Source organism: Clostridium sp. UBA871 (genome assembly GCF_002295255.1).
GTDB lineage: Bacteria > Bacillota > Clostridia > Clostridiales > Clostridiaceae > Clostridium_J > Clostridium_J sulfidigenes.
In genome coordinates this window covers 335,882-361,501 of sequence record NZ_DBFV01000007.1, presented here as the reverse complement: position 1 = coordinate 361,501, position 25,620 = coordinate 335,882, and the positions used below count along the sequence as shown (strand labels likewise).

The window sequence follows — 25,620 nt, the reverse complement described above, 5'->3', positions numbered from 1 at the left end:
ATTGTATAGATATTATGTTCTCACGCACGTTGAGTGTGTAGTGTTAATGTTAAGAAATTAAAGTGCGAAAAGCTATAAAACACTATGTCCTATAAGATATGAAAAATAAAAGTAAATCTGTTCACCACCAATATACCCTGGATATACGTTCATGGGAACTATCAGGGGTAAAAGTTTAAGTGAAAAATGGGCTTAGTATTATCTTCAGGTGTTTTGGCTATAATTCTATTTACTTGGTGCAATACCTTTAATGAACAATTCTGTCCATTGGGCCGTATAAGGGAGAATCTTTGGGTAGATGTGAGGACTTGAGATACCTTCAACAAGGGCTTGAAAATAAGTCAAAAGAAATTCATCTGAATATTTAAGATCAACCTTGCCTTCTTTACGTCCACGGTGGAATAAATCCAGCATGATACTGTAGCTTTCCTTAACATATTGTTGCATCATCAAGGATAAACCGTCATCCCCCTTTTTGGTTACAAAATCCATCAAATCCAAATAGAACTGCTTGTTGATTTTTTCTAAATAATTAATTTTGTTCTGACTCATGGCAATGAGCGTTTCTTCGAAAGGATTATTTTCCGCCATAATTTCTCTGGCTGTCTTTCCTATCTTATCTAAAAAATGCCTAAAAACCTCGTGGATAAGATTTTCTTTACTACCAAAATACTTAAAAATTGAAGTTTTACCCACATTGGCGTTTTTAGCAATCTCATCCATAGTTAAATTTTCTATGCCGGTGTAGTTGCTCATCAAATCAAGAGTTGCTTCTAAAACTTGATTTTTTTTATGCTGTGTCCTTTTCTCATAACCATTCATTCAATAACCTTCTTTCTATCGAGTATGACTAAACAATATTTAAAAAGCTTATGATTATCGTTTTCTTTTTATATTATATAGTAAAAGTTTCGGATTATCAAATGAATAATAGTCCAAAATGTAGTGGTTTTTATTGACATAGCGGATAAAAAGATCTATAATGGAACTTATAAATGAACTTTAGTTTAAAACATAGTTAAAAAATATGGGATATGTATTTTTATCGACAATATAGTTCATATTATGCCCTGTATTTTGAACTTTGGTTTAAACCGGAAAGCACGTTATAAGACTATTTCAAAATATTCTAAGAAGGAGTTTTATTATGAAAGAAATTGTAAAAGTGCAAGAGTTGCAGAAAAGATTCGGTAAATTTAAAGCATTGCATGATGTGAACTTCACGGTAAATGGAGGGGAAGTTGTAGGGTTTATTGGGCCAAATGGCGCGGGTAAATCAACAACGCTTCGTATTTTACTGGGAATTATAAAACGCGATGCTGGGGATGTGAAAATCTTTGGTAAAGATGTTTGGAAGGATAGCCTTGAGATTCATAAGCGCATTTCATATGTTCCGGGAGATGTGGCTCTTTGGGGCAGTTTAACAGGTGGAGAAATTATTGATTTATTTATAAACCTACATGGCGGTGGGGATAAGAATAAACGTGACTATTTGATTAAGCGTTTTGAATTAGATCCTAAGAAAAAGGCAAAAGGCTATTCAAAAGGGAATCGACAAAAAGTCGGATTGATTGCGGCATTGTCAGTGGACTCCGATTTGTATATTCTTGATGAACCTACTTCTGGTCTTGATCCTTTGATGGAAGCCGTTTTCCAAGAGGAAATTGAAAAAATTAAGCATGCAGGAAAAGCAATTTTACTATCCTCACATATTTTAAGTGAAGTAGAACGTTTAGCAGACAAGGTGGTAATTATACGTCAAGGAAAAGTCGTTGAGACTGGGACATTGGATGAATTGCGTCACTTGACTCGTTCTACGGTTACTTTGATGACGGAAGGGAATGTGGCTGAGATGGCATCAGTTAAAGGTGTTCATGACTTCAAGCAAAAAGGTACCCAAGCTACCTTCTCTGCAGATAATGAATATATCAATGATATTTTGTCAAAAGCATCAAAATTAGGTGTTAAGAAGTTTGAATCTGTGCCACCTACCCTTGAAGACTTATTCATGCGTCATTACGAAGTCTAGAGTCGGAACGGAGGAAATTATTATGAATGAAAAATTTGCGCGTTGGGGTGTATTATTTAAGCTATATCTGAAACGTGATTGGAAAAAAATTATTGTCTGGATTTTGGGTCTGGGCTTATTTTCAGGTGGTTTTGTTCCAGCTTTCGAAGAAATCGGTAAGGGGCAAGGTTTGATGGGAATGTATGAAACCCTCAAAAATCCTGCCATGATTTCCATGGTTGGTCCGACACCAGTAAAGTCGGCAGCGGATTATACGTTAGGAGCTATGTATGCCCATGAAATGTTGTTATTCTGTGGTTTGTTTGCGATGATCATGGCTGCTTTACATGTTGTCAGCCATACTCGTAAGGAAGAAGATCATGGGCTTACTGAACTAGTACGCTCCTTCCAGGTAGGTCGTCAAGCCAATTCTTTTGCTGTGATTACCGAAATAGTACTTATCAATGTTTTATTAGCAATTTTTATTAGCGTGGTTATAACTAGATTTGGTGCAGATACGATTACTGCCAAAGGATCATTCTTGTTTGGTGCATCAATAGGGATGGCTGGTATCATTGGTGGGGTTGTTGCATTAGTTATGGCACAAATTATGCCAATCTCTTCCGGTGCAACCGGTTCGTCTCTTGGAATTGTTGGGTTACTCTATATTTTACGTGCTGGTACCGATGTGTCAAATGTTGATCTCTCAATGTTTAATCCTATGGGATGGACTTATCTGACATATCCTTTTACTAAAAACAATTGGGTTCCTCTGATTCTTGCAGTAGTCTTTTGTATCATTGCAGTGATCGTTGCTTTTGTCCTTGAAGGCGGACGTGATATGGGAGCTGGTTACTTACCTGTAAGAGAGGGACGGGAGTCAGCGAAAAAATCATTGCTGTCTGTACCTGGTTTATACATCAAGATTAACAAAGGTGTAATGATTAGCTGGTTGGTTGCTTTCGTAATCATGGGGGCAGCCTACGGTTCGATTTATGGAGATATGCAAACATTTCTAAGCAGCAATGAAGTGATGAAGCAAATGTTCACTCTAGCAGATGTTTCGTTAGAGGAATCATTTACTGGGACCATTATGATGGTAATGATTGGCTTGGTTTCTGTTTTACCAATAGCCATTGTTAATAAGCTTTACTCGGAAGAAGTAAGACTACATTTGAGTCAGCTTTATGCTACAAAAGTGACTCGTGCTCAGCTCTATTGGGTAAGTGTCATTTTGGCAGTGGTTACTGGAGTAGTTGGGGTTTTGCTGGCTGCAGGCAGTCTTGGCGGTACAGCAATTTTTGCAATGGGAGATGGCTCAACTATGAATTTGCAACAATTTATAGTCGCAGGGTATAACTTTCTGCCTTCTGTTTTGTTCTTTATCGGGCTTGCAGCTTTGGTTTTAGGTTGGGTACCAAAACTAGGTAAAGTTATTTATGTGTATCTTGGCTATTCCTTTGCACTAAACTACTTTGGTGGAATCTTAAATTTACCGAAGTGGTTTTCAAAAACAGCCGTACAAAGTTGGATTCCACGAATGCCGGTAGATCAGTTTGATGGAGTAATCTTTATTACTATGACTTTGATTAGTATTGCATTGATGATATTAGGTTATATTGGATATTACACACGGGATATGGTTGAAGGAGCGTAACACTTAATGTTGTTCTGAATACTCTCAAAAAAATAAAATGATAATTGTGTAATGGTATTAATCAGTAGAACCTCATACTCCCCTACACCTTATGGGGTATATCTTTATACAAAATCAATATTAATGTGTATTAGTATCATATTTCTATCAAAACACATGTGGAAACTTATGAAGTTGTTAATCATAAAAAGGCATATGGCTATGTGAAAAAGTGTATTGAGGAGATAAAGCTACTTGATGAAACTATTGTGAAAGATATTCATGAAATACTAATTGCTGGTATAATTCAAGGTGGAATTTATAGAAATCAAGAGGTCAGAATTAGTGGAGCAGGTCATGTTCCTCCAGCAGGAAATGATATGTATTTTCAAATTAAGAATTTCTTTACAGATCTTCAATATAAACAAGATATGAATCCAATTGAGCTAGCAGCATGGACACATGCAGAATTTGTAAGAATTCACCCTTTTATTGATGGTAATGGAAGAACATCACGTCTTATAATGAATTATCAGCTAATGATACATGGATTTTTACCTGTTTCAATTGCAAAGGAAGATCGTCTTAATTACTATAATGCCCTTGAGGAATATGAAGTAAATGGAAATTTAGATTTGTTTGTAGATTTAATTGGAAATTTAGAAGAAAACCAGCTTGACACGTACATTAAATTAATAAGAGAATAAGTGTTTAAAAGATGATTTAATGTAAGTTTGATTGAGTAGACTGAGATAGAAGTTGTAATTGAATAGATATTAAGGGTTGACCGCTAACTGAGTAATTTAATATTCTTAGTTAGCGGTCTTTTTAGCTTTATAAGATCCAGTGGTTTCAACGCTTACTCTATAATGTCTATAGAATCATCTATTCTTACATATAATTCTTTAGGCATTCTTATATAAAAATCAGATGGCAGGTTATTCTCGTTTTGAGTATTGAGTCCATCATAAGGTCTAATTAATGGAGATGATCTAAGGTTTTCAAAAGAGCCTTGAAGATTTAATATGCCGTAGCCCCATTGTGGATTAGGATATATATCACCAGACCTTTTACTAGTACCCCTTGTGAAATAAGAAATAGAGGTAGGACCATATATGTTAGGGTCATTTCCCAGGATGATTCCCCATTCTAGTAGAAGAAGTGTGGCACCGCACAGTACAGCACCAGCTACAGAGCCACCAGAAAGTAAGATGGTTTCATTATTTAGTCCTGTAGTTAAAGCCATAACTCCACCTGTAGTTAAGTTAGGTTTTACTCTATTATCCGCAGTAAAGCCTCGACCTGATTCTGCAGCTATAGTATTATTATTTTGATTATAGAAAGAGGTAGTTATAGATTTTTGGGCATTAGCTGGTGCTTGAAGTGTGATGTATGGGTTAGGATTTATTACTCTAGTAGTTAATTGTATAAGTGGCCTTTGAGGCAACCACAGATTATATACTCCATTAACTATATAATCTCCTTTAAGTCTTAATTGCCAAAGTCCAGCTTTGGCATTTTTAATAGTTATATATATAGATTCATTTCCACTAGCAAATTCAGGGTTAAAAAAAGCGATGTTAATTATACTATTTTCAAGAATTAAATTAACTTGCTCAAACTTACTAGAAACAAGTCCAGATTGTATAGGCTTTGCAATCTCACCACTAGGAGAAATTATTTCAATAGATATTACATCAGGTCTTTGAACCCAGAACATGAGAACTAAATTATTTTCATTAGAACCTACAATAATCTCCAAGTTTTGAATTGTATTACTTTTTAGAAATCTACCATAACCATGTGTTAAGCTAGCTCCTTGATTACCAGTGTTAGTTACGAAGATAAGTCCCTTTCTTGTTGAAAAAAAGTTAATATCTTCTTCTATGGATGTAATACCTTCATGTCCACCCCAATTTGTTCCTGCAGAGATCAGAATACTCATAGGTTTTGTCGAAGGTGATGGATTGTAATTTATTACAAACCTCATTGCAATATAAATATCAATACCTTCAAAAATCGGTGTGCTTCTTCTATCATTGATTCCCGCTAATTTAAGATTACTAGTTTTAAATTCCTTAAGTTTTACAATTAAAAATTCACATTCAGGAGCACTGCCTATAACATTATTTAACCCTCTCGCACCAACTAAACCAGCTACATTTGTACCATGTCCTAACTCATCTCTTGAAGGAACTATATCATAAGGATTCCCACCTTGATTTGATACTTGAATAGCTCTATTAATTTCATTTTGGCTATAAACAGTGCCAAAAAATGCTATAGGGTCATCATTATTATTACTTTCAATAGTTTGATCCCATATACCTATAATTCTTGTAGTTCCATCAGGGTTTTGAAATTGAGGATTTAAATAATCTATACCCGTATCTATAATTGCAGCTACTGTACCTTTCCCTGTAAGATTTAAATAGGTTTCTCCGTGAAATTGGGTTATATTAGCAGCTTCTACTGGTTCTATAGCTGACAAGGTGTAAGGAAAACTAAAATCTATGTTAAGTATATTATTAAATCTATTTATGAAGTCAGTATAATTAGCAGTTCTCACAGAAGCAATGTAGGCACCCTCAGATACTTTAACAGCGCATACGTATTCTAGTTCTTTAACCAGGGTATTAAAGTCTCCTGTATACTTAATGAATAAAGTTACATAATCTTCGCTAATGTAGGCCTCTCTACACAGATTAATTTCTCTGGATGTACTTAGAGTATTCATTTATAAAATTACAACTCCCCCAAATATCTATCTATTCATATTATTCAATGAGACTTAAAGTAGTTACAAATTAAATAAATATAGAGTTAATATAAGATTATTGAATAAAAATTTAACTATAGCAGAAGATAGTAATGCTACACTCATGGGTTATAAAAATATAAGGAAGTAACAAGATATATTTTTATGTAGTATAGACCTTTAAAACTAAATTTTATAAAGAGATATAAGGAGGTATTTTTAAATGACAGATCATACAGGACACGTTAAGGTTGAAAACAAATGGGGGACTCCTATCGCATCAATTTTTTTAAGACATAGGAGAGGTAATGAAGAAAGTAAGGAAGAATCTACTACTTTTATTAACATACCTAATAATGAAAAGACTGAAAATATGGACTTTACATATACAACCGGAGCTGCTTCTCCATTTGATTATTGGTGGATTAAATTTGTTACCTCAGCAGGAGTTACATTTACATGCAAGGATAACTTCTATTGCTCTGTTGATAGTGATGATAATGGTTATGTTACTATAAAATTAAATGGTGATGATGAACAAATGTATGTTAACTTCTCACATTCAAGTGGATGCAAGTGTTCTTTAAAAAAGGAATAAAGGGTGTGGAAACTCAATGAAAATAAATTCAGATATAAAAGAAAAAGAATCTACTTTATCAAGTAATATATCCGCTGTAACAGTAGAGGATGTGGTTAGATGTTGTTTCAGTTCTCCACCTAGCTATGATATTTATAGTGGTGCGCCACACTTTATTTATGTGAACGGAGATTTTAATGATATCACTTTTCATTATAATGCTTATCAAAAAGCTCATAATGATATGTATTCTATAAGTAATTGTTATGATGAGGCTGCTTACCTTCAGTGTAATTTGAAGCAATATGGTTATAACTCAAAATATTGTTTTATGAATCCTTTTGGATATATAAATGAAACAAATTTAAAAGGAAGAGGAATGTGTAATAATCCGTTTTATGGGAGTACTGGTGATGCTAAAATTCTAAATTCTAATGACCCTAGGAGAACATCCTTTGGAAATCATGCTTTTTGCTATATAGAATCAAGCAAAAACATAGGAGATTGCTGTGCTGGTCCACATACTGGAAATGAAGATGTTAATAAATATATTCTAAAGTCAATTGATCAAACAAAAGCACATGGAGATACAAGAAATATAGCCTATTATGATGGTGTAAAAAGATTAGGCTACAATACGGGAATAGATGAGATTACTGATTTACAGTTTACTAGAGAGTTTTCAGAAAAAATAGGATATGTTCATAAGGGAAATAATGAAATGTTAGATAAATTTGTTGTTTGTGAATGGCCTAATCCATGTGAGTATCCATACTTAAAGGAACAAAATTGGAAATTGGATTATGAAGACTTGTTACCTGGATCAGATGAGGTAGTTAAGCTATGGAAAATAAGTAATGACAAAGAGAACATAATGGTTAGAGTTTTTGTTTCAAGTAAAGATAATAATATATCTTTAAATAGATTTCTATCATTAGGTTCAGTTACAGAATTATGTGAAAATCCTTTTGAAAAAGGACCAGAATTTTTAGGACAATATTCTGCTATGTTTAAAACTAAATATTACTCTACATATTTATGGGTAGTTAATAATGTTGTATTTGATGTTAGAGCTTATAACTTAACATGGGATGTTGAAGAATTTCTTAAATGGTTAATGTCACTTGCATTAAATAATATAAAGGATAGCATTGATGAATATAGGCCTATTGTGGACACATTAGATATATCAAATATAAGTGAAAAGAATTTTATAGATGACAATCTAAATGACCATATATTGAAATACTTTATTGTAAAAGATAAAACATTGATGATGGCACATAAAGAAGAAAAATCTATAGAAATTGTTGAAGATAAGAACTTAGATAATGAAGTTCTATATATAGCTGTTAATGAAAAAACATTACTAGCTAATGGTAAAAATATTTCTATGAAGATGAATTAATATTTTACTACTTAGTTATTTCAATAGAAATATTGGTTAAATAAGATAATTTAAGTTAAATGCGATAGCTCAATAAAAATGAGTTACCGCATTTTGTTTATATATGGTTTTATGCCTACTTTTAAGTATCCAAGTTTTGAAAAACTTTGCCAGTTTACTTATATAAGCAAGCAGGTTTTCCCATTGTGCAAGTATACTGAGAAAGCTCACTTAAGATAAATTTCTGATTAGCCTAAGGTTTCTTTGTCTCTCTTTAAGGGAGTTATTGTTTTACTTTTCAGCAGCGTCTGCATCAGCTTTAGTTATATGAACTGTATCACGTGGATGCTGAGGTGGAGCATAAATAGAGTACAATTTAATTGGTGTATTACCTGTATTGATTAGATTATGCCATTTACCAGCTGGTATGATGAAGGCAAAATCATCATAGACCTCTTTTTGAAAATCTAAGTTATCTTTTCTGTCGCCCATTTTAACAAGTCCTTCACCTTCTTCAATACGTATGAATTGATCAAGATTAGGGTGAATCTCTAAACCTATTTCTCCTCCAATAGGGATACTCATCAAGGTAAGTTGCAAATGAGTTCCAGTCCATAAAGCAGTACGAAAAGTATCATTTTGCTTAGTAGCCTCATCAATATTTACTACAAAGGGTTCTGGTCCATAATCCTTCAATTCAATAAAACTATTAGTATATTCAGATCTTAAAAAATTAAATCTTGATTCATAATCAATTTCATCAGTATAAGGGATATATTCATTAGGATACATATTTTTATTCCTTTCATAGAGCTATAACATTATAGTATTCTCCAAGTTTGGAAAATGTGCTTGATTCACAGGAATACTATGCAACAAGGTCATAGCACTAAAATTAGAAAGTTCATGAATTTCTGATTATGTATATTTTCTATTAGTTGTATTTTTTTCTTGTCATAATTTACTTCTCATTAATATATCTCTTGTACGAGAATATCGTTACTTTTTCTCTACTACAACTATTTTACTATCTGAGGAGAGTATACTTTGATTAACAAATTTTAAAACTAAATTTGTCATATATGCTTAGTATTTCTTGGATATAAGCATAAACTTTAGGAAATAATAAGGCTACAAAGTATGAATGGTTAAGAAAGGATTGTAGTATGTCTAATAAAATACGTTATTTTATAGTTAGTTATATGAATTATTCATGTTTCTGAAAATATAGAGATATTAAAAAAATTAGAAGATTATTTACGAAAGAATGAGGAGTGGATTAAAAAATATCAATTAAAATTCTATGTAAGAGATAGGTGGTTATTATGAATACACAATATGTCCAAGGAGATTGTATATTTACAAGAATTAACAAAACGATAAAACAGTATGAGTATTTAACAGAGGATATAGAGACAGAAGTAATAATAATAGGTGGAGGAGTCACAGGGGCAATTTTAGGATACTATTTTAGTAAAAGTAATATTAATTGTGTTATTTTAGAGAAATCAAGAATAGGTCACGGCAGTACTAGTATAACAACCTCATTACTTGAATATGAGCTTGATAGTAATGCTATGGAGCTAAAGGCATATACGAGTATGGAGAATATAATAAAATCATATAAGTTAGGACTAAAGGCATTGGATGAAATTCAAGAGTTTATAGATAGATATGGTAATAGGTGTGATTATAAAAGAGTAGATAGTTTTTTATATACAGCTAAGAAATTAGAAAAGAAGGAGATGGAAGAAGAGTATTATATTAGAAAAGAGGCTGGATTACCCGTAGAATTTATTGATGAAGATAATAATCCTTTTTTATTTGATGTAAAGGCAGGTGTATTAGGTAAAGGTGGAGGAGCTGTATTTGATCCCTATAAATTTACTCATCATCTAATTGAGGTCAGTTGTAAAGAGGGATTAAGAGCATATGAAAACACAGAGGTTATAGATGCTAAATATAGTAATGATAGTGTTACCGTAGAAACTGTATACGGTTATAAAGTTAAAGGGAAAATTGTTATTATAGCTACAGGGTATAATACAGAACTTTTCACTAAAAGGACATTTGGAACTAAGACTACTACATTTAATATTGCAACTAGGCCAATAGATAACATTGAGGAAATTTATAAAGACATAGTTATTAGAGATAACAGAGTTCCTTATAATTACTTTAGAACAACTAGAGATAACAGGTTAATAATTGGAGGAGAGGATATAAACTTTATACCAGATATATATAATGAAAAGTTATGTAGTAAAAGTTATGAAATATTAGAACAAAGACTAAAAAGCTTATTTCCAAACTTAAATATAGATATAGAATATAAATATTGTGGAGCATTTGCATCTACTCAAGATAATTTGGGTTTTATAGGTGAAGAGCCTACTAATTCTAAATTATGGTATTGTTTGGGTTATGGGGCGAATGGAATATTATTTGCTATGCTAGGTGGAATGATGTTAAGTAAATTATATTCTGGAGAAGTAGATAAAGATCTGAACCTGTTTAAAGTAGATAGATTTGAACATTAAAATTTGTGCAACCCTATTGATGCAGAACTTGTAATAGGCGTTGCACAAACTATTTCTATGAAAGAAAAGAATGTATTATTGCCTGTTTGTATTATTCCAGCTGTTGTAATAAATATGTTGTGAGATATCCTTTGGTGGATAATGTTCATCATCTTCATTGGTTTCACCAATTGGAGTCATTGCAACTACTTTGAATTTTTCAGGAATATCTAAAATCTTACGCACTGCTTCTTCCTCGAAAGAACCTACCCAGCAAGTTCCATAACCTTCATTTGTTGCTGCCAATACCAGATGTTCCATAGCAATACCGCAATCCAACATAAAATATGATTTATTATCAACATCACCACTTTCCGATGGGTCTGCAACTATAACAGCAATGATTGGCGCTTGTTTAAGTGCATTTGATGTTTTGTCAGTTTTGTTTATAATTGTATTGGAGATTTGCTCTCTTAAATTTTGTTCATTGATAAAAATAAATCGATAACAAGTTTTATTTTTCCATGAAGGTGCCATTAAAGCAGCATTGATAATTTTATCTAATTTTTCTGTGGGTATAGGAGTTGACTTGTAGCTCTTATTGCTTGTTCTGTTTTCAATTACTTTATAAAAGTCCATTATTATTCACCTTCCTTATTACAATAATTTTAAATTTACAAAATGATAATCTAAAGCTCGAATTTATGAAAAGAGCCGTCCTTATGTATTTTAGTATGTGTGAATATGTACTTTTTATACTTTAAGTAAAACTATAAATAATAAAAGAACTACAGATAGTATTTAGGTTATTGAAAAAAATGGTATAACTTATGTAGCTAAAATTATAATATGTTGATAAATAATGCTAGGCAGAATTGTCCTTAGCAGTTAGATTAGAAATTTTAGACGCTGATATAAATTTAAGATGGAATTTATCTTAGTACTATTTTAAATCTCACTCGTAAAAATAAACACAAAAAATAAAATATCATATTGACACTACTACTGCGTGATACTACATAGTGGTAGTAAGTAATACAAAATATCAGTAATACTAGATAGTTAAGAGGTGATTTATTTGGAAAATATTACGGGAAACAACATGACTAAAGAAATGAAAATTTTTGAATCGAGAGCTAAAAAGCTACCGGCTAATTATCAAGAGGCATGGGAAAAAATAAGGTTAATCTTTGGCAACACTCGGATTTCACTGGTCGCAACCTAATGCCAATTCTTGACGGTGTGCTTGGCCTGCTCGAAGAAACGGATGTGGACGGTCGGAGTGTAAAAGATGTTCTGGGTGACGACATCAAAGGCAAAAAAGAGTGGCGGGTGCACGTAGCGCGTGTTAAAGCGCTACCGAAAGATTTTCAGATTGTTTATAAAGAGATTCAAAAATATCTTTTTAAGGTTGGACCTGTTGAGTTAACCGACGGGATAGATTTACTCTCCGGGATTATTGATCTTTTTGAAGAGGGTGTGGCCTTTGGGAAAGGCATCATCGAAGTGACGGGCAGTGACGTAGCGGCTTTCTGCGACAATTTAATCAAAGATTCAAAAACCTACGCTGACATCTATAAAGAATCTGTTGACCAAGAAGTTAACAAGGTCATGAAAAAGGTTACGGATAAAACAAAGTAAAAGAGAGATATGGGTTACCCTTGCTTGATGTATAGCGATAATAGTTGTATTTTATATCTTTGCCATGAGAATATATATAAAATTATAATTTAACTTTGTATTAAGTATAGTTCTTACTCATAGGGATAGATTAATCTAAAAGAGTATTATATTAATAACCTTTTGTATAATTGTATAAGAATAATGTGGTAACACATGTTGAAAGTGTTGTTAAGCTGACTATACAAATTACGAATTAAAGTTGTTTTAATATTAATAAAAATATGATTTGCCACCATAAGTTTTGTATGAAATGTATATAGATTATTTTAGATGTAGGGAATTTGATGAGATATTTAAGATTATGACTAAAAATGCAGGTCAGATTCAATACGTAAGTATATTATCTAGCCTGCAAGTGATCATGTAAATTATACACATAAGATATAAAAAGGAAACTTCATGTAATAGATTTAATAGATTAAAGAAATTTATTTAAGTTCTAATTTACATTTAGTTAACAGTCTTGTTTTGGATTATCTACAGTAACGGATGATAGTCTTGCAGCGAAAACGCCAATATTACCTGTAATAGCACCTTCATCACCTTCACCGACTGTAACTATTACAGCATAGGTGCAACATTCATTTAAACATGAATCGCAATCACATAAAAAGAATGTGAACGTCCTAGCAATAAGAGATGGCGTCGCTACTGTAAAAGAAAATGGTCCTCCTATTGGGAGTGGCTGTTGATTATCACAGAATTTAAATAATTGAAATATTAAGGTTCCGGAAAAACCTACTCCAATTAGATTGCTTGTAAATTCAAGTTTTGTACATGGATTACAGAATTTAGAAGTATCTATGGTGAGAGTAGCAACAGTAGCGGTAGTTCCTACTAGTGAGCCAGGTAGTACTACTTGACCAGGTTCACCGCATTTTAAATCAACTGGACATTGGGAGTCACAGTTACAACTTTGAGCATAATTTAAATCAACTTCTGACATTGGATTCATAGATTATTTCCTCCTAGCATATTGAAAAATATTAATAATACAACTTAGAATTAATGTGAATTTTTTAAGAGTAGGCTGATTTAGTATTTATTAGAAAATTCTTATAATACAGGATATCAAATAAATGAATAATAGTGATTATTTTTTATGAATATTTGCTTTTAGTAAGCGAATTGAGTTAAATATGTTCTTTGAAAATTAAATAGTACAGTCTAAGAGGATTTTTTATGGAGGTATATAAATATGCAAAAGTAGTGAGTATTTTCGAAGGAAAATAATATAACCTGCGGCGCTTGTAAAGATTGTTAGGGGCAAGCTCTTGATACTTGTTATGATTTATTCCAAAATGTAAGCTCTTGTTTTATAGTTAAGTTTCATAATTTATTTTAGTTAATAAGTCTTCATTATAAGATAATATTACTTACTAAATTCATATTTTAAAGATGCAATTTATATTATCTTAAAAATATCACATAGTCAATAGATCTTTAGAAGAAATGTGAAATATAACCAATGTTGAAGCTGATAAATTCATGGAGTAGTTCAGCATACTTTTATCATTTGAAATTAAATTACTTAATCTATATAATCGCTCTTATAATGAATCAAGGCAAAATACAGGGGGTATTAAACAATTATGAAAAATGATTTTACAAGAGTATTATTAGAAAATTGTTTAAATATAGAGGATTTAGATATTAATCTTAATAAGCTAAACTTTCAGTTTTCATCAAATCCTTTATTGATAGGTGGAAAAGCTAAGGAATATTATAAGATAAGAGAATCAGGTAAAGACATTGATTTTGTCATAACACAAGAAGATTATGAATTACTATCATTTAAGTATCCTAATAATGTAAAGGAAATATACGATGACTTTGGAGTTTGTAAATATGAATTTGAAATGTGGAAAAGTATTTGATTGTTTGATTATAAGTTTCTTTCAGAGGACGCAATTGAAAAAGATGAATTTTTAATAATATCATTTGAAAAATTAATGTTTTTAAACGTTTTAGGAATGAGACAACCTAAATACTTAAAGGATTTAAAATTAGTAAGAGATAGGATAGCTGAAATAAATACTTTATTGCATGACTTCTATTGATAATAAAACTAATTTTATTAGGTCATAATTTCATAAATAACATTCATTGTTATTTAATAGTAAAAACGCTTACTTTTAATCGTAAGCCTTTTTTAAGAATAATAATATTTTTTACAACCACCCATGCAAGGGCTCCCAAAGAATCCGAGCGGTAATATATCAACTACCCTGAATGTAATAGGGTAGTTGATAGGATAGATTTTAAATTTTTTAGTTTTTATCTCTTCCGAACAGGAATCCAAACTTCACTATAAGCATAATCTTTTTTGTCTCTATCCATTTTAGTAAAAGAAAATGTAGGGGCATTAATTACTTCATAATCGGATGATAGAAGCCATTCAGAGTATACTTTTGCCATTGTATTTTGTAGAGTCGATGGAAATGGACCTTCGTTTGGGAAGATTGCCCAAGTATATGCATCTACAGGCACTTTTTCTAATTGATCACTCACTTGATTTGTAGTTGTTAAAACACCTATCAAGTGAGTTAAATCTCCTTCTTCTTTTAAGAAATTAGCGTCAGCCTCATAAGAAGCATTGACTATTTCATAGGGCTCAATGTTTTGAAGAGAATGCATTTCTTTCCTTTGTTCTTCAGTGATGCTTTGTGCAAGCTTCACAATTTCATTATTAACACCTTCAAATTGCATAGGGATTCTTTTGCTTACACCTACTAAATTAAATGCGGGTTTGTCTTCAATTCTAAATTCCATATTAATTCCTCCTTTAACTGTTATAATAAATGAAAGTTTAGGGAAAGTTTTACTGATACCATTTTTCATAACTTCTGAGGGTAAAAAACCACACCATTTTTTAAAGGCTCGAGTAAAACCATCTATTGATTGATAACCGTATTTTAAAGCAACATCAGTAACTTTTTCTCCATGTAATAAATTCATACTAGCTTCAGATAATTTTCGATTTTTAATATATTCACTAAGCGTCATCTCTGAAAGATAAAAGAAAATTTTCCTAAAATGATAATCAGAAACACCAGCATAAATAGAAATTATTTCAAGAGATAGGTCATCAGTTAAATGATCTTCAATATAATCAATTACTTTATTTAAATCTTTTAACATTATCTTCTCACCTTCCATATCTACATAATATCAAAGCTGCTTTTTTCATGCTCGACTTTTTTTACATAAAAAATATCGAATTGGACCTATATCAATAACTAAGTCATAGAAACATGCACTATCATAAGGGTTGATTTTACTGATAAAGGAATGAATATTTTTTTATCTGCTATCATTTGTTGAAATTGACTATAAATATATTGATTCCCAAGATCAATGAGAAGTATTATACATTTGTATTAGGTACAGCATATTTATGAATCAAGTAACTTTATACCCAATTAGCACCTTGTCATCGGCATAAATCACAGTTTACTGTTAGATTGAAAAATTACTAAATATTACCTTTATATAAAAATTGTATTGACATTGGAAAAATAATGAATTAATATTTTACTATAGCTTAATTTAATATGAAGTCGAAGGGAGTGTTATTATGACAGCAGTATTTGAGGTGGTTTTGAACTAATTAAATATAGAGCAAAAGGGTTTTTAAAATGGATGAAGATGCCATTTATTCATGTTGCCTTTTGCTGATGTTATGAGTATAACCGTTCGGCCTAAATAATTTTGGTGGTTAACGCGATGCAGGTTATCGTGTTTTTTTTATGCCTATAAATTTATTATCCCGCAGGAGGTCTATTCTCTTTGCGGGATTTTTGTATCCTTTTTTAGAAGACGGATCAAACTAATTTGTTCTAACACTTATAATAATGTTTTATATTATGGAATTAAAATAAATGAAGGTTCAATAAAGCCGTGATATTGTAATAATTTACGAATTAGGCTTAGTGATATAAGTTATTGTGATGAAAGGAAGATTTTATGAATTTAGAAAAATTAGGTTGGAATAATTATTTTGAAGAAGAATTTAGAGTGTATTTTAATAAAGGTCTTATTGCTGGAAGAATAGTTTCACAGCAGAAAAATAACTATTTACTACATTATGAAAAAGGTATAATAGCTGCAAAGCTTGCAGGTAAATTTAGATATAATGTAGCATACAGTAAAGACTTGCCAGCAATTGGTGATTGGGTAGCTGTTCAGTTAATAGAAGGCAGCACCAAAGGAATAATTCAAGGTGTTTTGCCTAGAAAGAATTGTTTTGCAAGAAAACAACCTATATCTGGTGGAAGAAAGATTAGAAATGGAATAATAGTAGGAGGGCACATTGAGGAGCAGGTTGTAGCTTCAAATATAGATACAGCTTTCATTGTAAGTGGGCTTGATGGAAACTTTAATATCACAAGAATAGAAAGATATATTACATTAGCATATAACAGTGGAGTAAATCCAGTAATCATTCTAAATAAAGCAGATGCATGTAATAAAATTGATGAATATAAAACAAAAGTAAATGATATTGCAATAGGAATACCTATTTACTGCATTAGTGCTATAAGTAATATAGGCATGGAGGTTTTTAAGGAGTACCTATCATATGGTAAAACAGTAGTATTCTTTGGTTCTTCAGGAGTAGGAAAATCAACTATTATTAATTATTTACTTGGAGAAGAAAAACAGAAAACAGGCTCTGTTAGTTCAGCTAATGGAAAAGGTAGACATACAACAACTAGCAAGGAACTATTTTATCATGATTCTGGTGCAATGATAATTGATACTCCAGGGCTTAGAGAGCTTCAGCTTTGGGGTGATCAAAATGGAGTTGAAGAGAGTTTTAAGGATGTAGCTAGGTTATCAGAAAATTGCAAGTTTAAGAATTGCAACCATGATAAAGAGCCAGGCTGTGCAATAAAACAAGCTATAGAAGATGGTATCATAAGTCAAGAAAGATTTGAAAGTTATATGAAGCAGTTAGGTGAGATAAAAAGGTTAAGTAAAGAAAAAAGGCAATATGAAATATTTAAAAGTAGGAAAAGTAAGAGGGGATGTATGTAGTATGGTAGTAGAACTTAATAGAGCTGATTTTAATAAGGTTACGGATTTATTTATAGATTTAGAATATAATTTATCAATTTTCAGTGTTATAAATAAAATCAATCCAGGCAGGATTTTTGTTAACAATGTGGACAATCCAACAACAGCATTAATAATAAGTCCCGAGGGTATGTATTTCGCAGGAAATGCAAAAGATGATGACTTTAATTGTGAGTTAAATAATGTATTGAAAGATGATATTTTTAAAAAAGCATTAGAAAAAAGTAAGGTAGATTATATAGTTTTTTATTCTTCAAAGGAATGGAAAAATTCATTTAAAGATATATTTAATTCTCTATATCCAATGGAGGATGATAGAAGATACCTAGAACTAGAAATAGATAAATTTCATAATGTGGAAGTATCGGAAAAGGTAAAAAAAATAGATAGAGAAATGTTGCTAGATAGTAATTTGAAAGAAATTGATGATGTAAGAGAAAGTATAATTGAAAACTGGTCTTCCATTGATAATTTTTTAGAAAAGGGATTTGGGTATGTATATATAATTGATGGTGGTGTTGTAAGCAGATGTATAGCTGACTGTGTAGTTGAAGAGAGATGTGAACTAGGAGTAGAAACAGAAGAGGATTATAGAAAAAAAGGATATTGCACACAAGTGGTTATTGCTGCTTTAAATCATTGTAAAAATAACAATATAAAAAATGTAGGTTGGCACTGTTGGGATAATAATATTCAATCCTATAAATTAGCTGAAAAAGTTGGATTCCAGCAAAAAAAGAATATTAAAGTATATTTTGGGTGGTATGATTTATACGATAATTATTTAATAAATGGTAATTATTATATCAAGAAAAATGTTAATTACAAGCTTTCAGCTGAATTTTATACTAGAGCCTTTGAAAATAACCGTGGGTTTCTATGGCAATTTTATAACGCAGCATGTGCTTACTTTAAAATCAATAAGAGGGAAGAAGCTAAAAGATATTATCAGATTGCCTTGAAAAATGGATGGAAAGGCATTGAGCCATTAAAATCAAGTCCACTATGTGAATATCTCTATGATTTAGAGGATAGCAAAAGGATTGAAGCAGAATTAAAAATGTAGGAGACTATTTTGAGTATTGCATTTGCTCTTTATATGATTTAGAATGGTGTGGAAAATGAAGAAGTTAATTGAGCAATAAAGTTTGTTGCATGTCCCTTCCCTCTGATAGTTTAATGGAGCTTTCTTGAGAATATTAACATGTTTTATAAATATTTAAAGTATAATTTTATTAAAAGGAAATTAAGTGGGGGTATGATTTATGAAATCGCTGATAATATATTGTTCTGATTATAAAAAAAACACTGAAGAAATTGCACGGATATTGGCTGACAAAATCGATTCGGAGTTAATTAATATAAGAGATGTTAGTGATTTAGACATAGAAAGTTATGATCTGATTGGATTTGGTTCTGGGGTATACAGGGAGAGTTTCTCACCAAAGCTTTTTAATTTGGTTGATAAGTTGAATTTAGCAGGTAAAAATATTTTTGTATTTTCAACCAGTGGAGTTGGGATGAAGTTCTATAATAAAAGGTTAATTAAACTTTTAGAGTCAAAAGGAGCAATAAACAAAGGGAGCTTTGCCTGTAAAGGTAGCTTTATAGCAAAGGATTTTACTAACAAAAAGCTTTTTAATATTATGGGCAGATTATCACAAGGGCATCCCAATCAAAGAGATTTTAAAGAAGCAGAAAGATTTATTGTAAGGGTATTGGATTCACTTTAAACTTATGGGTATTAACTCAGGGTGTTAATCTTCTTACCTAAGAACAAAAGAATATTTATATGTATTATAGTTGAGTAAAAGCAGAAGATATTTATTATAGAAGGGAGAAACATCAATGAATATTAATTTTTCAATAGAAGAATCAGTAAAAAAACGATACAGCGTAAGAAATTATAAAGAACAAGAGGTTGAACTAGATAAAAGAAAGGCAATTGAATCCTTTGTTAATTCATTGGATAATCCTTTTGGAAAAAAAGTTAACTTTCATTATCTTGACAATAGGGAAATGAAGGATGAAGATAAGCTTGGAACTTACGGTGTTATTAAGGGGGCAATGCAATATATTGGAACAACTATTAAATTAGAACCAATGGCATTAGAAGCCCTAGGATATGAACTAGAAGCAGTTATTCTTTATTTAGCTCATCTTGAACTTGGGACCTGTTGGTTAGGGGGAACCTTTAATCGTAAAGGATTTGCAAAGGCTATGAATATAGAAGAAGATGAAATATTTCCAATCATAACTCCCTATGGTTATGCTGCTACAAAGAAGCATATGAAAGAAATTGTAATGAGAAAAATGATAAAAGCAGATCAGCGTAAAGAATGGAATCAATTGTTTTATATAAATGATTTTCAGACAACTCTTACAAAAGAAAAAGCAGGAGATCTAGAGGTACCTTTGGAAATGGTTCGCTTAGGCCCATCAGCATCAAATAAGCAGCCTTGGAGAATTCTAATAAAGGATAATGCATGCCACTTTTATGAGTATAAACAGCCGGGATATAGTGACAGTTTTCCATATGATATTCAAAGGGTGGATATGGGAATTGCTGCAGCTCACTTTGATTTTTCAGTTAAAGAAAAGGGGCTCATAGGTTATTTTGATACAGAATGTGAACCAGAATTAGAATTGCCAGACCATATGGAATATGTGTTTTCTTGGATTAGAGAATAGGATAAGATATTATGTAATTTATTTATGTTTAAACTCCCCTTGGACTACGGTCTGAGGAGAGTTTTTTATAGGGTATACAAAAATGCAAAAGTATTAATTGGTATTTATGGTGTATGTAGTTTTCATACAGTCCTTACTTTCCGAAAACATTATTTATTTTCAAATATATAATCACACTTTTGGCATTGCACCATTATGTGTTCAGAATCTTCTTTGTGATATGCCCCTGACCAGTGACAAATACTTTGAAGTATTGGAACTACTGATTGTCCCTTGTGCGTCAAAGTGTATTCTACTCTGGGAGGAATCTCGTCGTAGGATTGGCGGTGTACAATTTCATCAGCAATCAGCTCTTTCAATGTAGCTGACAGAACAGCATCAGTAATATTCATCATTTCTTTTCTTAAGGAACTATATCGCAAGATTTTCTTTTCAGCTAATACACAGATGATACGTGACTTCCATTTTCCACCGAATATTTCCAGTCCATATTCAAGAGGGCAGCGAATATCTTTTTCTAATTTAGGTTGATACATTTTTTTCACCTCCATTTATAAATTATAATTCTAATACTCTAATGCAACAAGTTGCTATTAAATTTAATAGTAACTCAATAATTTGCTTATATCTTTTGGAGAATGAGTGTGAAGAATATAATAAATCTATGCTTAAGCTATTATCAAATAAAGGAGGAATTTATATGAATGAAAAAGTAATTAAACTATTTAAAGAACAGATGTGGTATCTAGCAACCTATTCAACTGAGCCAAATGCTGTACCTGTAGCATTTAAGAACGTGACAGATGATGGTAAGCTGGTAGTTGGGGATGTATTTTTGGAAACTACATTAAACAACATCAGAGCAAACGGAAAAATTGCGGTTTCAGCCAGTAACACATCCACAATGGAGGGGTATCAGATTAAGGGTACTGCTCAATATATTACTGAGGGACCAATGGTTGACACATTTAAGAACGTAGTTTCTGATATGTTTAAGGGAGAACTTACTGCAAAGGGTGCATTGATTATTACTCCGGAGAAAGTTATTGTCACTACTCCTGGTGCTAACAATAAAAATGAACTCTAATAGCATTTACATTACGGTTAGTTGACTGACACTTTCATAAAGAAAAAAATCGTTCTTAGTGCAGAGAAGTTTCTGCACTCTAATATTTTACTTGCGGTGGTTTTGTGATATCAGAGCCGCCGTTTATTTTTATTTTTAAACCAATAAATAATAAAAAGATATATTGTAAATAAAATAATACATATATTAAAAACAACATGATAAATGCAACACTTTTGTTGAAAAAAAGTATTGGACAAAAATTTCATTCTAATTGCAAGGCGAATAAATTAGTATAAAGTTGATAATTGACGAATACTTTTTGTAGACATACTCCTAAAATATAATTAAAATGTAATTAATGGTAAATTATTCGTTGAGATATTCATTTGAAAATAAACTAATAGTAAAAAAATTAACAATACAAAACTTAATGATACAAATATATTAATAAAATGTTTCTATAGAATGGGCTGAGGTATCGAGGCTTAATAGGCTGAAAGGAGATATAATGATGTATCAAAAATTCAAGGACAGAAAACCGTTAGAAACAATTGAAACGGCAAGAAGAGCACTATCAAATTGGGGAGTTTTTGTGACTGAAACATGGTTCGATAGTTTTCATGGACTATATTCAGTAGCATTAGTGGTGGATGGAACTGATTTCTATACATGCGGGAAAGGAACAGATAAGATATATGCACTGGCAAGTGCTTATGGTGAGATTATGGAAAGATTGCAAAATCTCGCCTTTTTTAGATTTAAAGGGAGAAGTCTTTTAAAAGATAATTGTAAATATAACGATGATTCTTTTGTTGAGAAACAGAATGATGATGTTATTTATTCTAATTTATCTTATTGGATAAACTGTGTGCAAGGAGAGACTGATGATAAAATACTTGAAAAAATGCAGCAGTTTAGTTATTCATCAGGAGAGTATATTAGATATGAAAGATTTCACAATATTCAAAATGATGAAGTGATAGCCCTACCTATAGATATTGTAGATCTTTATTATGGTACCAACGGAATGGTGGCAGGAAACACTAAGGCGGAGGCTTTTGTCCAAGGAATATCGGAAATTTTAGAAAGGTTTGTAATCAAAGAAATTATAGAAAAACATATTACACCACCTACTATTACTACTGAGGTTAAAAATAACATGCCAGATGTTATTAATTGGATAGATGCAATTGAGGAAACTGGAAATTATAAAGTAGAATTAAAGGATTTCTCTCTGGGGAGAGGGATTCCAGCCATTGGTCTGGTTCTGTACAACTGTAAGGATATTTCTTACTTTGTAAAAGCTGCTGCACATCCATCACTTGAGGTTGCTGTTGAGCGTTGTTTTACAGAATTAATGCAAGGTAAAAAGATTGAAGATTTCGAAGGGATGACACGGGGAAGTGATTTCTTAAAAGAAGGTGGCGATATTGATAATTTTATAGAAATATTTGTAGATAGTTCAGGTCGATATCCGTCAACATTTTTTGTGGGAAATCCATCATATGAGGGAAGTTTTGAGAAGAAATCTTATGTTGATAATCAAGAGATGCTATTTGAATTGATTTCTTTGATTAATGATTTAGGTCATTCTATTTTTGTGAGAGATGTAACAAAGTCTGAGATATTAGCTTATCGTATTTTAGTTCCCGGGATGAGTGAATTATTCAATGTTATGGATCCGGTGGTGATTGAAGATTGCATTGATTATGAAAGGCTTCGAAATATCATACAATTTAAGTTACATGACATATCTACTGATGAAGCTTATTTTGTGATTGAATTTCTAAAGAAAAAAAACTATTCTGAAAATCACACTCTTGACATCTTTATTGATGATATTAAGCTTACTGATGATAATATTTACTCCATTGTTTCCATAAAATTGTTCATGTGTCTTCTTTATATCAAAGTTAATGATCTTGAGAATGCTCTTCTATGGATGAGAAAATATAATGAGACGCTAAATCCTTCTGACCCAAGTAGTAGGTATTACTATTGTTATGAATTATACTTGGCTTTAAAAATTGAACATGATAACAATCAGCACATTAGTCAATTGTTATACTGCTATTTTGATGAAGAAATAGTTGATGAGGTTATGAGTGATGTAGATAATAACCCTTTTGAATATTTCTATCCACTAAATTGTAGTAATGATTGTTTGAACTGTGAATATTCTGCAATGTGTAAATGCAAAAATGAAAAGACTATATATAACTTAATAAGAAAATAATTGTAATAGTAGATTGAATTTAATGTTATTTTTAGTAGTACAAGCTTAAATTTAATCAAAATTAATATAAATATTAGGAGTGTTTAATTGCTTTGATGAAACTGGTATAGGATTCTACTTAAGATTTTAACTTAGGATATATACAAATTAATGATGTATATATATCCTAAAGGGAGAAAACTTACCATTTCAATAGATATAAATGTAGCAATGATGCAAGCTATATAGTATTCATCATGCTATATAAAAAGAAAGGAGGAAACCAAATGAAAATTATCAAAGTTAAGAGTAATGTAGTTAAGAAACCAGTTATCGTACCAAACAACTGTGGCGTGCATAAGAATCAAGCTACAACAATGTAAAGTAATAGTCTTTTATTGATACATTCTCAAACATGAGAGTATCATCGTCAAAGTTTTGATTACTATATTTATTTCCATGATTTTACAATAAGCTATTTATGGTGATAAATTAAAACAATAGTGAAATAAATAGACGATACAGTATGTATGGGTTTCATATAGTGCTTTTTACAAAATTTTATGTTGAGTTACTATATAGAGATTTTGAGCACTTATAAATTAATAGTAATGCAAAAGACACAATGAGTTATACGCTTACTATTTATTTAAATGGAAATCCAATCAAAAAGAAGACTTAGCAACTACTGATTAAGTAGTGACTAGGTCTTCTGATGTTTTGAAATGAATGTATTATTATAGATTTAAATTAATACAATGACAATTGGAGGTGCGAAAATGATATATGAATTTCCAGTAAATACATCAAAATACTATTTTGATGGCAATTCCTTGACGTTATATAAAGATTCATTTGAAAATGTTCAGGAAATGCCTAAATTTTACGAAATGGCAGATAGAACATTAGGGAAAGCACTATTTCTAACAACAATAAATTGTAATGGAAACTGTGCTTATTGTTATGAAAAAGGAGATTTTTTTGGAGAGGTAAGTCCTATTATGAGTGAGGAAGCTGCGGATAAAGCAGTTAAATACTTACAAGATAAATATGATAAAATATCTAAGGTTAGCTTTTTTGGTGGAGAACCCATTTTGAATTTTAAGATTATTAAACATATTGTGGAGCAACTTGAAGCTAATTTTATTATTGAAAATTATGATATTGTAACCAATGGTGCATTAATTGATGATGAAATGATTAGTTTTTTTGAAAAATATAAGTTTAATATAACAATAAGTGTTGATGGTCCGAGTTTCATTCATGATACACTTAGAGTAAATTGCCTACATCATAAAATAATTAGTGTTATAAACCGATTAAAAGAAACTGCAATTTCAGATAAGGTTAAACTTAATTGCACATTGACAAAATTTCATCTTGACAATATAAGTAGAGATGAACTTGCTACGTATTTTGAAAGCTTGGGAGTTGAATACTATATTTCTGAAGTAGCAACTGAAATAGATTGGCTTAAAATAAAAGATAATCAAGATGAAGAAAAAGATATTGAAAAGTATATTGATGAATCATATAGTAAGATTTATAAAAATGCACCAAATAAGAATATTAGTATCTTTGTAAAGGCAATAATTGAGTCGTTATTACATGGTATATGCTTTGATGACTTTTGCTGTGAGTTGAGTAAAGGATTTCTAGAAACCTTTGACACCGATGGGAATCGTCACCCATGTGTAAGTTTAATTAAATATGATATTAATGATCCATTGGTAAGGGAATGCAACAATAAAAACAATAAGGTATGCAATGAATGTTGGGCAAGAAATATATGTAGAGACTGTGTAGCACAGTATATTTCAGGTAAAGCAGAACGCCCATACTTAACAGGTATTTGCTATATGAAAGAACATTATGAGTATTCATTAAGAAAAATTGTAGAAATTCTTGAAGAATCAGAAGAAAGATTTCAACGCATAATTGACAATTATGAGCATTTTGCTTAATTTAGATTTTAATAATGAATTATAGGCTATAGAA

The 25,620-nt window shown here is 31.1% G+C and carries 21 protein-coding genes and 2 pseudogenes; 16 read left to right on the top strand and 7 right to left on the bottom strand.

From position 1 onward, the window contains the following. Positions 1 to 225 precede the first annotated feature (225 nt). Positions 226 to 822 (bottom strand): TetR/AcrR family transcriptional regulator, encoded by a 597-nt coding sequence (locus B3086_RS12375; protein WP_312061153.1) that lies wholly within the window; start codon positions 820 to 822, stop codon positions 226 to 228. A 325-nt stretch (positions 823 to 1,147) separates the two neighbouring features. Here B3086_RS12375 and B3086_RS12370 point away from each other — a divergent pair, with 325 nt between their 5' ends. The 3 genes from B3086_RS12370 to B3086_RS12360 all read left to right on the top strand — a co-directional run bounded on the left by B3086_RS12370 (position 1,148) and on the right by B3086_RS12360 (position 4,351). Next, a complete protein-coding gene (locus tag B3086_RS12370; protein WP_312061152.1) occupies positions 1,148 to 2,029 on the top strand; it encodes an ABC transporter ATP-binding protein in 882 nt (293 codons plus the stop codon). Positions 2,030 to 2,051: 22 nt separating this feature from the next. Further along, positions 2,052 to 3,665 carry a tetronasin resistance protein gene (locus tag B3086_RS12365; protein WP_346893478.1) on the top strand — a complete coding sequence of 538 codons (1,614 nt, stop codon included), beginning with the start codon at positions 2,052 to 2,054 and terminating at the stop codon, positions 3,663 to 3,665. 158 nt (positions 3,666 to 3,823) lie between these two features. Next, complete coding sequence (locus tag B3086_RS12360) at positions 3,824 to 4,351, top strand: Fic family protein (protein ID WP_331666077.1); 528 nt, start codon at positions 3,824 to 3,826, stop codon at positions 4,349 to 4,351. Between the two features lie 152 nt (positions 4,352 to 4,503). Here the strand turns inward: B3086_RS12360 and B3086_RS12355 are convergent, their stop codons facing one another. Next, positions 4,504 to 6,381 carry a S8 family peptidase gene (locus B3086_RS12355; RefSeq protein WP_346880082.1) on the bottom strand — a complete coding sequence of 626 codons (1,878 nt, stop codon included), beginning with the start codon at positions 6,379 to 6,381 and terminating at the stop codon, positions 4,504 to 4,506. Positions 6,382 to 6,625: 244 nt separating this feature from the next. Here B3086_RS12355 and B3086_RS12350 point away from each other — a divergent pair, with 244 nt between their 5' ends. Both B3086_RS12350 and B3086_RS12345 read left to right on the top strand, forming a co-directional pair. Beyond that, positions 6,626 to 7,000, top strand: coding sequence for a hypothetical protein (locus tag B3086_RS12350; RefSeq protein ID WP_346846369.1), 375 nt, complete (start codon positions 6,626 to 6,628; stop codon positions 6,998 to 7,000). 16 nt (positions 7,001 to 7,016) lie between these two features. Continuing rightward, the gene (locus B3086_RS12345; RefSeq protein WP_346846370.1) at positions 7,017 to 8,387 is read left to right on the top strand and encodes a hypothetical protein; all 1,371 of its coding nucleotides are present in this window, start codon (positions 7,017 to 7,019) and stop codon (positions 8,385 to 8,387) included. Between the two features lie 270 nt (positions 8,388 to 8,657). On the opposite strand, the pseudogene B3086_RS12340 reads toward B3086_RS12345, so the two are convergent. Next, positions 8,658 to 9,149: pseudogene (locus B3086_RS12340) on the bottom strand (cupin domain-containing protein); the annotation flags it as partial. Positions 9,150 to 9,691: 542 nt separating this feature from the next. Here B3086_RS12340 and B3086_RS12335 point away from each other — a divergent pair. Next, positions 9,692 to 10,906 (top strand): FAD-dependent oxidoreductase, encoded by a 1,215-nt coding sequence (locus B3086_RS12335; protein WP_346877071.1) that lies wholly within the window; start codon positions 9,692 to 9,694, stop codon positions 10,904 to 10,906. Between the two features lie 75 nt (positions 10,907 to 10,981). Here B3086_RS12335 and B3086_RS12330 read toward each other — a convergent pair whose 3' ends face one another. Next, positions 10,982 to 11,524, bottom strand: coding sequence for a nitroreductase family protein (locus tag B3086_RS12330; RefSeq protein ID WP_346877070.1), 543 nt, complete (start codon positions 11,522 to 11,524; stop codon positions 10,982 to 10,984). Positions 11,525 to 11,987: 463 nt separating this feature from the next. On the opposite strand from B3086_RS12330, the pseudogene B3086_RS12325 reads away from it, so the two are divergent. Continuing rightward, positions 11,988 to 12,202 (top strand): annotated as a pseudogene (locus tag B3086_RS12325) (DUF1048 domain-containing protein); the annotation flags it as partial. Further along, entirely contained in the window at positions 12,182 to 12,526 is a 345-nt protein-coding gene (locus B3086_RS12320; RefSeq protein WP_346877193.1) for a DUF1048 domain-containing protein, read from the top strand. The pseudogene B3086_RS12325 and the gene B3086_RS12320, both read left to right, overlap by 21 nt. Before the next feature lie 496 nt (positions 12,527 to 13,022). Here the strand turns inward: B3086_RS12320 and B3086_RS12315 are convergent, their stop codons facing one another. Continuing rightward, a complete protein-coding gene (locus tag B3086_RS12315; RefSeq protein ID WP_346879273.1) occupies positions 13,023 to 13,523 on the bottom strand; it encodes a DUF4489 domain-containing protein in 501 nt (166 codons plus the stop codon). Positions 13,524 to 14,160: 637 nt separating this feature from the next. Here B3086_RS12315 and B3086_RS12310 point away from each other — a divergent pair. Then, a complete protein-coding gene (locus B3086_RS12310; RefSeq protein WP_346879272.1) occupies positions 14,161 to 14,445 on the top strand; it encodes a hypothetical protein in 285 nt (94 codons plus the stop codon). A gap of 400 nt (positions 14,446 to 14,845) precedes the next feature. Here B3086_RS12310 and B3086_RS12305 read toward each other — a convergent pair whose 3' ends face one another. Next, positions 14,846 to 15,709, bottom strand: a complete 864-nt coding sequence (locus B3086_RS12305; RefSeq protein WP_346879271.1) for an AraC family transcriptional regulator — start codon at positions 15,707 to 15,709, stop codon at positions 14,846 to 14,848. A gap of 825 nt (positions 15,710 to 16,534) precedes the next feature. Here B3086_RS12305 and rsgA point away from each other — a divergent pair. From rsgA to B3086_RS12285, 4 genes are all read left to right on the top strand, one after another. Further along, entirely contained in the window at positions 16,535 to 17,608 is a 1,074-nt protein-coding gene (rsgA, locus tag B3086_RS12300; RefSeq protein WP_346879270.1) for a ribosome small subunit-dependent GTPase A, read from the top strand. Next, a complete protein-coding gene (locus B3086_RS12295) occupies positions 17,565 to 18,713 on the top strand; it encodes a GNAT family N-acetyltransferase (protein ID WP_346879269.1) in 1,149 nt (382 codons plus the stop codon). Before rsgA ends, B3086_RS12295 begins: the two co-directional genes overlap by 44 nt. A 199-nt stretch (positions 18,714 to 18,912) precedes the next feature. Further along, entirely contained in the window at positions 18,913 to 19,380 is a 468-nt protein-coding gene (locus B3086_RS12290; RefSeq protein WP_346846374.1) for a flavodoxin domain-containing protein, read from the top strand. Between the two features lie 115 nt (positions 19,381 to 19,495). Then, positions 19,496 to 20,338, top strand: coding sequence for a nitroreductase family protein (locus B3086_RS12285; RefSeq protein WP_346846375.1), 843 nt, complete (start codon positions 19,496 to 19,498; stop codon positions 20,336 to 20,338). Between the two features lie 149 nt (positions 20,339 to 20,487). On the opposite strand, the gene B3086_RS12280 is transcribed toward B3086_RS12285, so the two are convergent. Further along, a complete protein-coding gene (locus tag B3086_RS12280; protein ID WP_346846376.1) occupies positions 20,488 to 20,874 on the bottom strand; it encodes a helix-turn-helix domain-containing protein in 387 nt (128 codons plus the stop codon). Between the two features lie 41 nt (positions 20,875 to 20,915). Here B3086_RS12280 and B3086_RS12275 point away from each other — a divergent pair, with 41 nt between their 5' ends. The 3 genes from B3086_RS12275 (at position 20,916) to B3086_RS12265 (ending at position 25,586) form a co-directional block, all read left to right on the top strand. Continuing rightward, on the top strand, positions 20,916 to 21,425 hold the full coding sequence (locus B3086_RS12275) for a pyridoxamine 5'-phosphate oxidase family protein (protein ID WP_346846377.1): 510 nt from the start codon (positions 20,916 to 20,918) through the stop codon (positions 21,423 to 21,425). Positions 21,426 to 21,915: 490 nt separating this feature from the next. Then, the gene (locus tag B3086_RS12270) at positions 21,916 to 23,643 is read left to right on the top strand and encodes a YcaO-like family protein (protein WP_346846378.1); all 1,728 of its coding nucleotides are present in this window, start codon (positions 21,916 to 21,918) and stop codon (positions 23,641 to 23,643) included. Between the two features lie 758 nt (positions 23,644 to 24,401). Further along, the gene (locus tag B3086_RS12265; protein ID WP_312654270.1) at positions 24,402 to 25,586 is read left to right on the top strand and encodes a radical SAM protein; all 1,185 of its coding nucleotides are present in this window, start codon (positions 24,402 to 24,404) and stop codon (positions 25,584 to 25,586) included. Positions 25,587 to 25,620 lie beyond the last annotated feature (34 nt).

What these genes read in the sequence shown, in the direction of transcription:
- B3086_RS12375 (WP_312061153.1), bottom strand. Translation starts at nt 822, where the DNA reads ATGAATGGTTATGAGAAAAGGACACAGCATAAAAAAAATCAAGTTTTA.
- B3086_RS12370 (WP_312061152.1), top strand. Translation starts at nt 1,148, where the DNA reads ATGAAAGAAATTGTAAAAGTGCAAGAGTTGCAGAAAAGATTCGGTAAA.
- B3086_RS12365 (WP_346893478.1), top strand. Translation starts at nt 2,052, where the DNA reads ATGAATGAAAAATTTGCGCGTTGGGGTGTATTATTTAAGCTATATCTG.
- B3086_RS12355 (WP_346880082.1), bottom strand. Translation starts at nt 6,381, where the DNA reads ATGAATACTCTAAGTACATCCAGAGAAATTAATCTGTGTAGAGAGGCC.
- B3086_RS12350 (WP_346846369.1), top strand. Translation starts at nt 6,626, where the DNA reads ATGACAGATCATACAGGACACGTTAAGGTTGAAAACAAATGGGGGACT.
- B3086_RS12345 (WP_346846370.1), top strand. Translation starts at nt 7,017, where the DNA reads ATGAAAATAAATTCAGATATAAAAGAAAAAGAATCTACTTTATCAAGT.
- B3086_RS12335 (WP_346877071.1), top strand. Translation starts at nt 9,692, where the DNA reads ATGAATACACAATATGTCCAAGGAGATTGTATATTTACAAGAATTAAC.
- B3086_RS12330 (WP_346877070.1), bottom strand. Translation starts at nt 11,524, where the DNA reads ATGGACTTTTATAAAGTAATTGAAAACAGAACAAGCAATAAGAGCTAC.
- B3086_RS12315 (WP_346879273.1), bottom strand. Translation starts at nt 13,523, where the DNA reads ATGAATCCAATGTCAGAAGTTGATTTAAATTATGCTCAAAGTTGTAAC.
- B3086_RS12310 (WP_346879272.1), top strand. Translation starts at nt 14,161, where the DNA reads ATGAAAAATGATTTTACAAGAGTATTATTAGAAAATTGTTTAAATATA.
- B3086_RS12305 (WP_346879271.1), bottom strand. Translation starts at nt 15,709, where the DNA reads ATGTTAAAAGATTTAAATAAAGTAATTGATTATATTGAAGATCATTTA.
- rsgA (WP_346879270.1), top strand. Translation starts at nt 16,535, where the DNA reads ATGAATTTAGAAAAATTAGGTTGGAATAATTATTTTGAAGAAGAATTT.
- B3086_RS12295 (WP_346879269.1), top strand. Translation starts at nt 17,565, where the DNA reads ATGAAATATTTAAAAGTAGGAAAAGTAAGAGGGGATGTATGTAGTATG.
- B3086_RS12290 (WP_346846374.1), top strand. Translation starts at nt 18,913, where the DNA reads ATGAAATCGCTGATAATATATTGTTCTGATTATAAAAAAAACACTGAA.
- B3086_RS12285 (WP_346846375.1), top strand. Translation starts at nt 19,496, where the DNA reads ATGAATATTAATTTTTCAATAGAAGAATCAGTAAAAAAACGATACAGC.
- B3086_RS12280 (WP_346846376.1), bottom strand. Translation starts at nt 20,874, where the DNA reads ATGTATCAACCTAAATTAGAAAAAGATATTCGCTGCCCTCTTGAATAT.
- B3086_RS12275 (WP_346846377.1), top strand. Translation starts at nt 20,916, where the DNA reads ATGCAACAAGTTGCTATTAAATTTAATAGTAACTCAATAATTTGCTTA.
- B3086_RS12270 (WP_346846378.1), top strand. Translation starts at nt 21,916, where the DNA reads ATGATGTATCAAAAATTCAAGGACAGAAAACCGTTAGAAACAATTGAA.
- B3086_RS12265 (WP_312654270.1), top strand. Translation starts at nt 24,402, where the DNA reads ATGATATATGAATTTCCAGTAAATACATCAAAATACTATTTTGATGGC.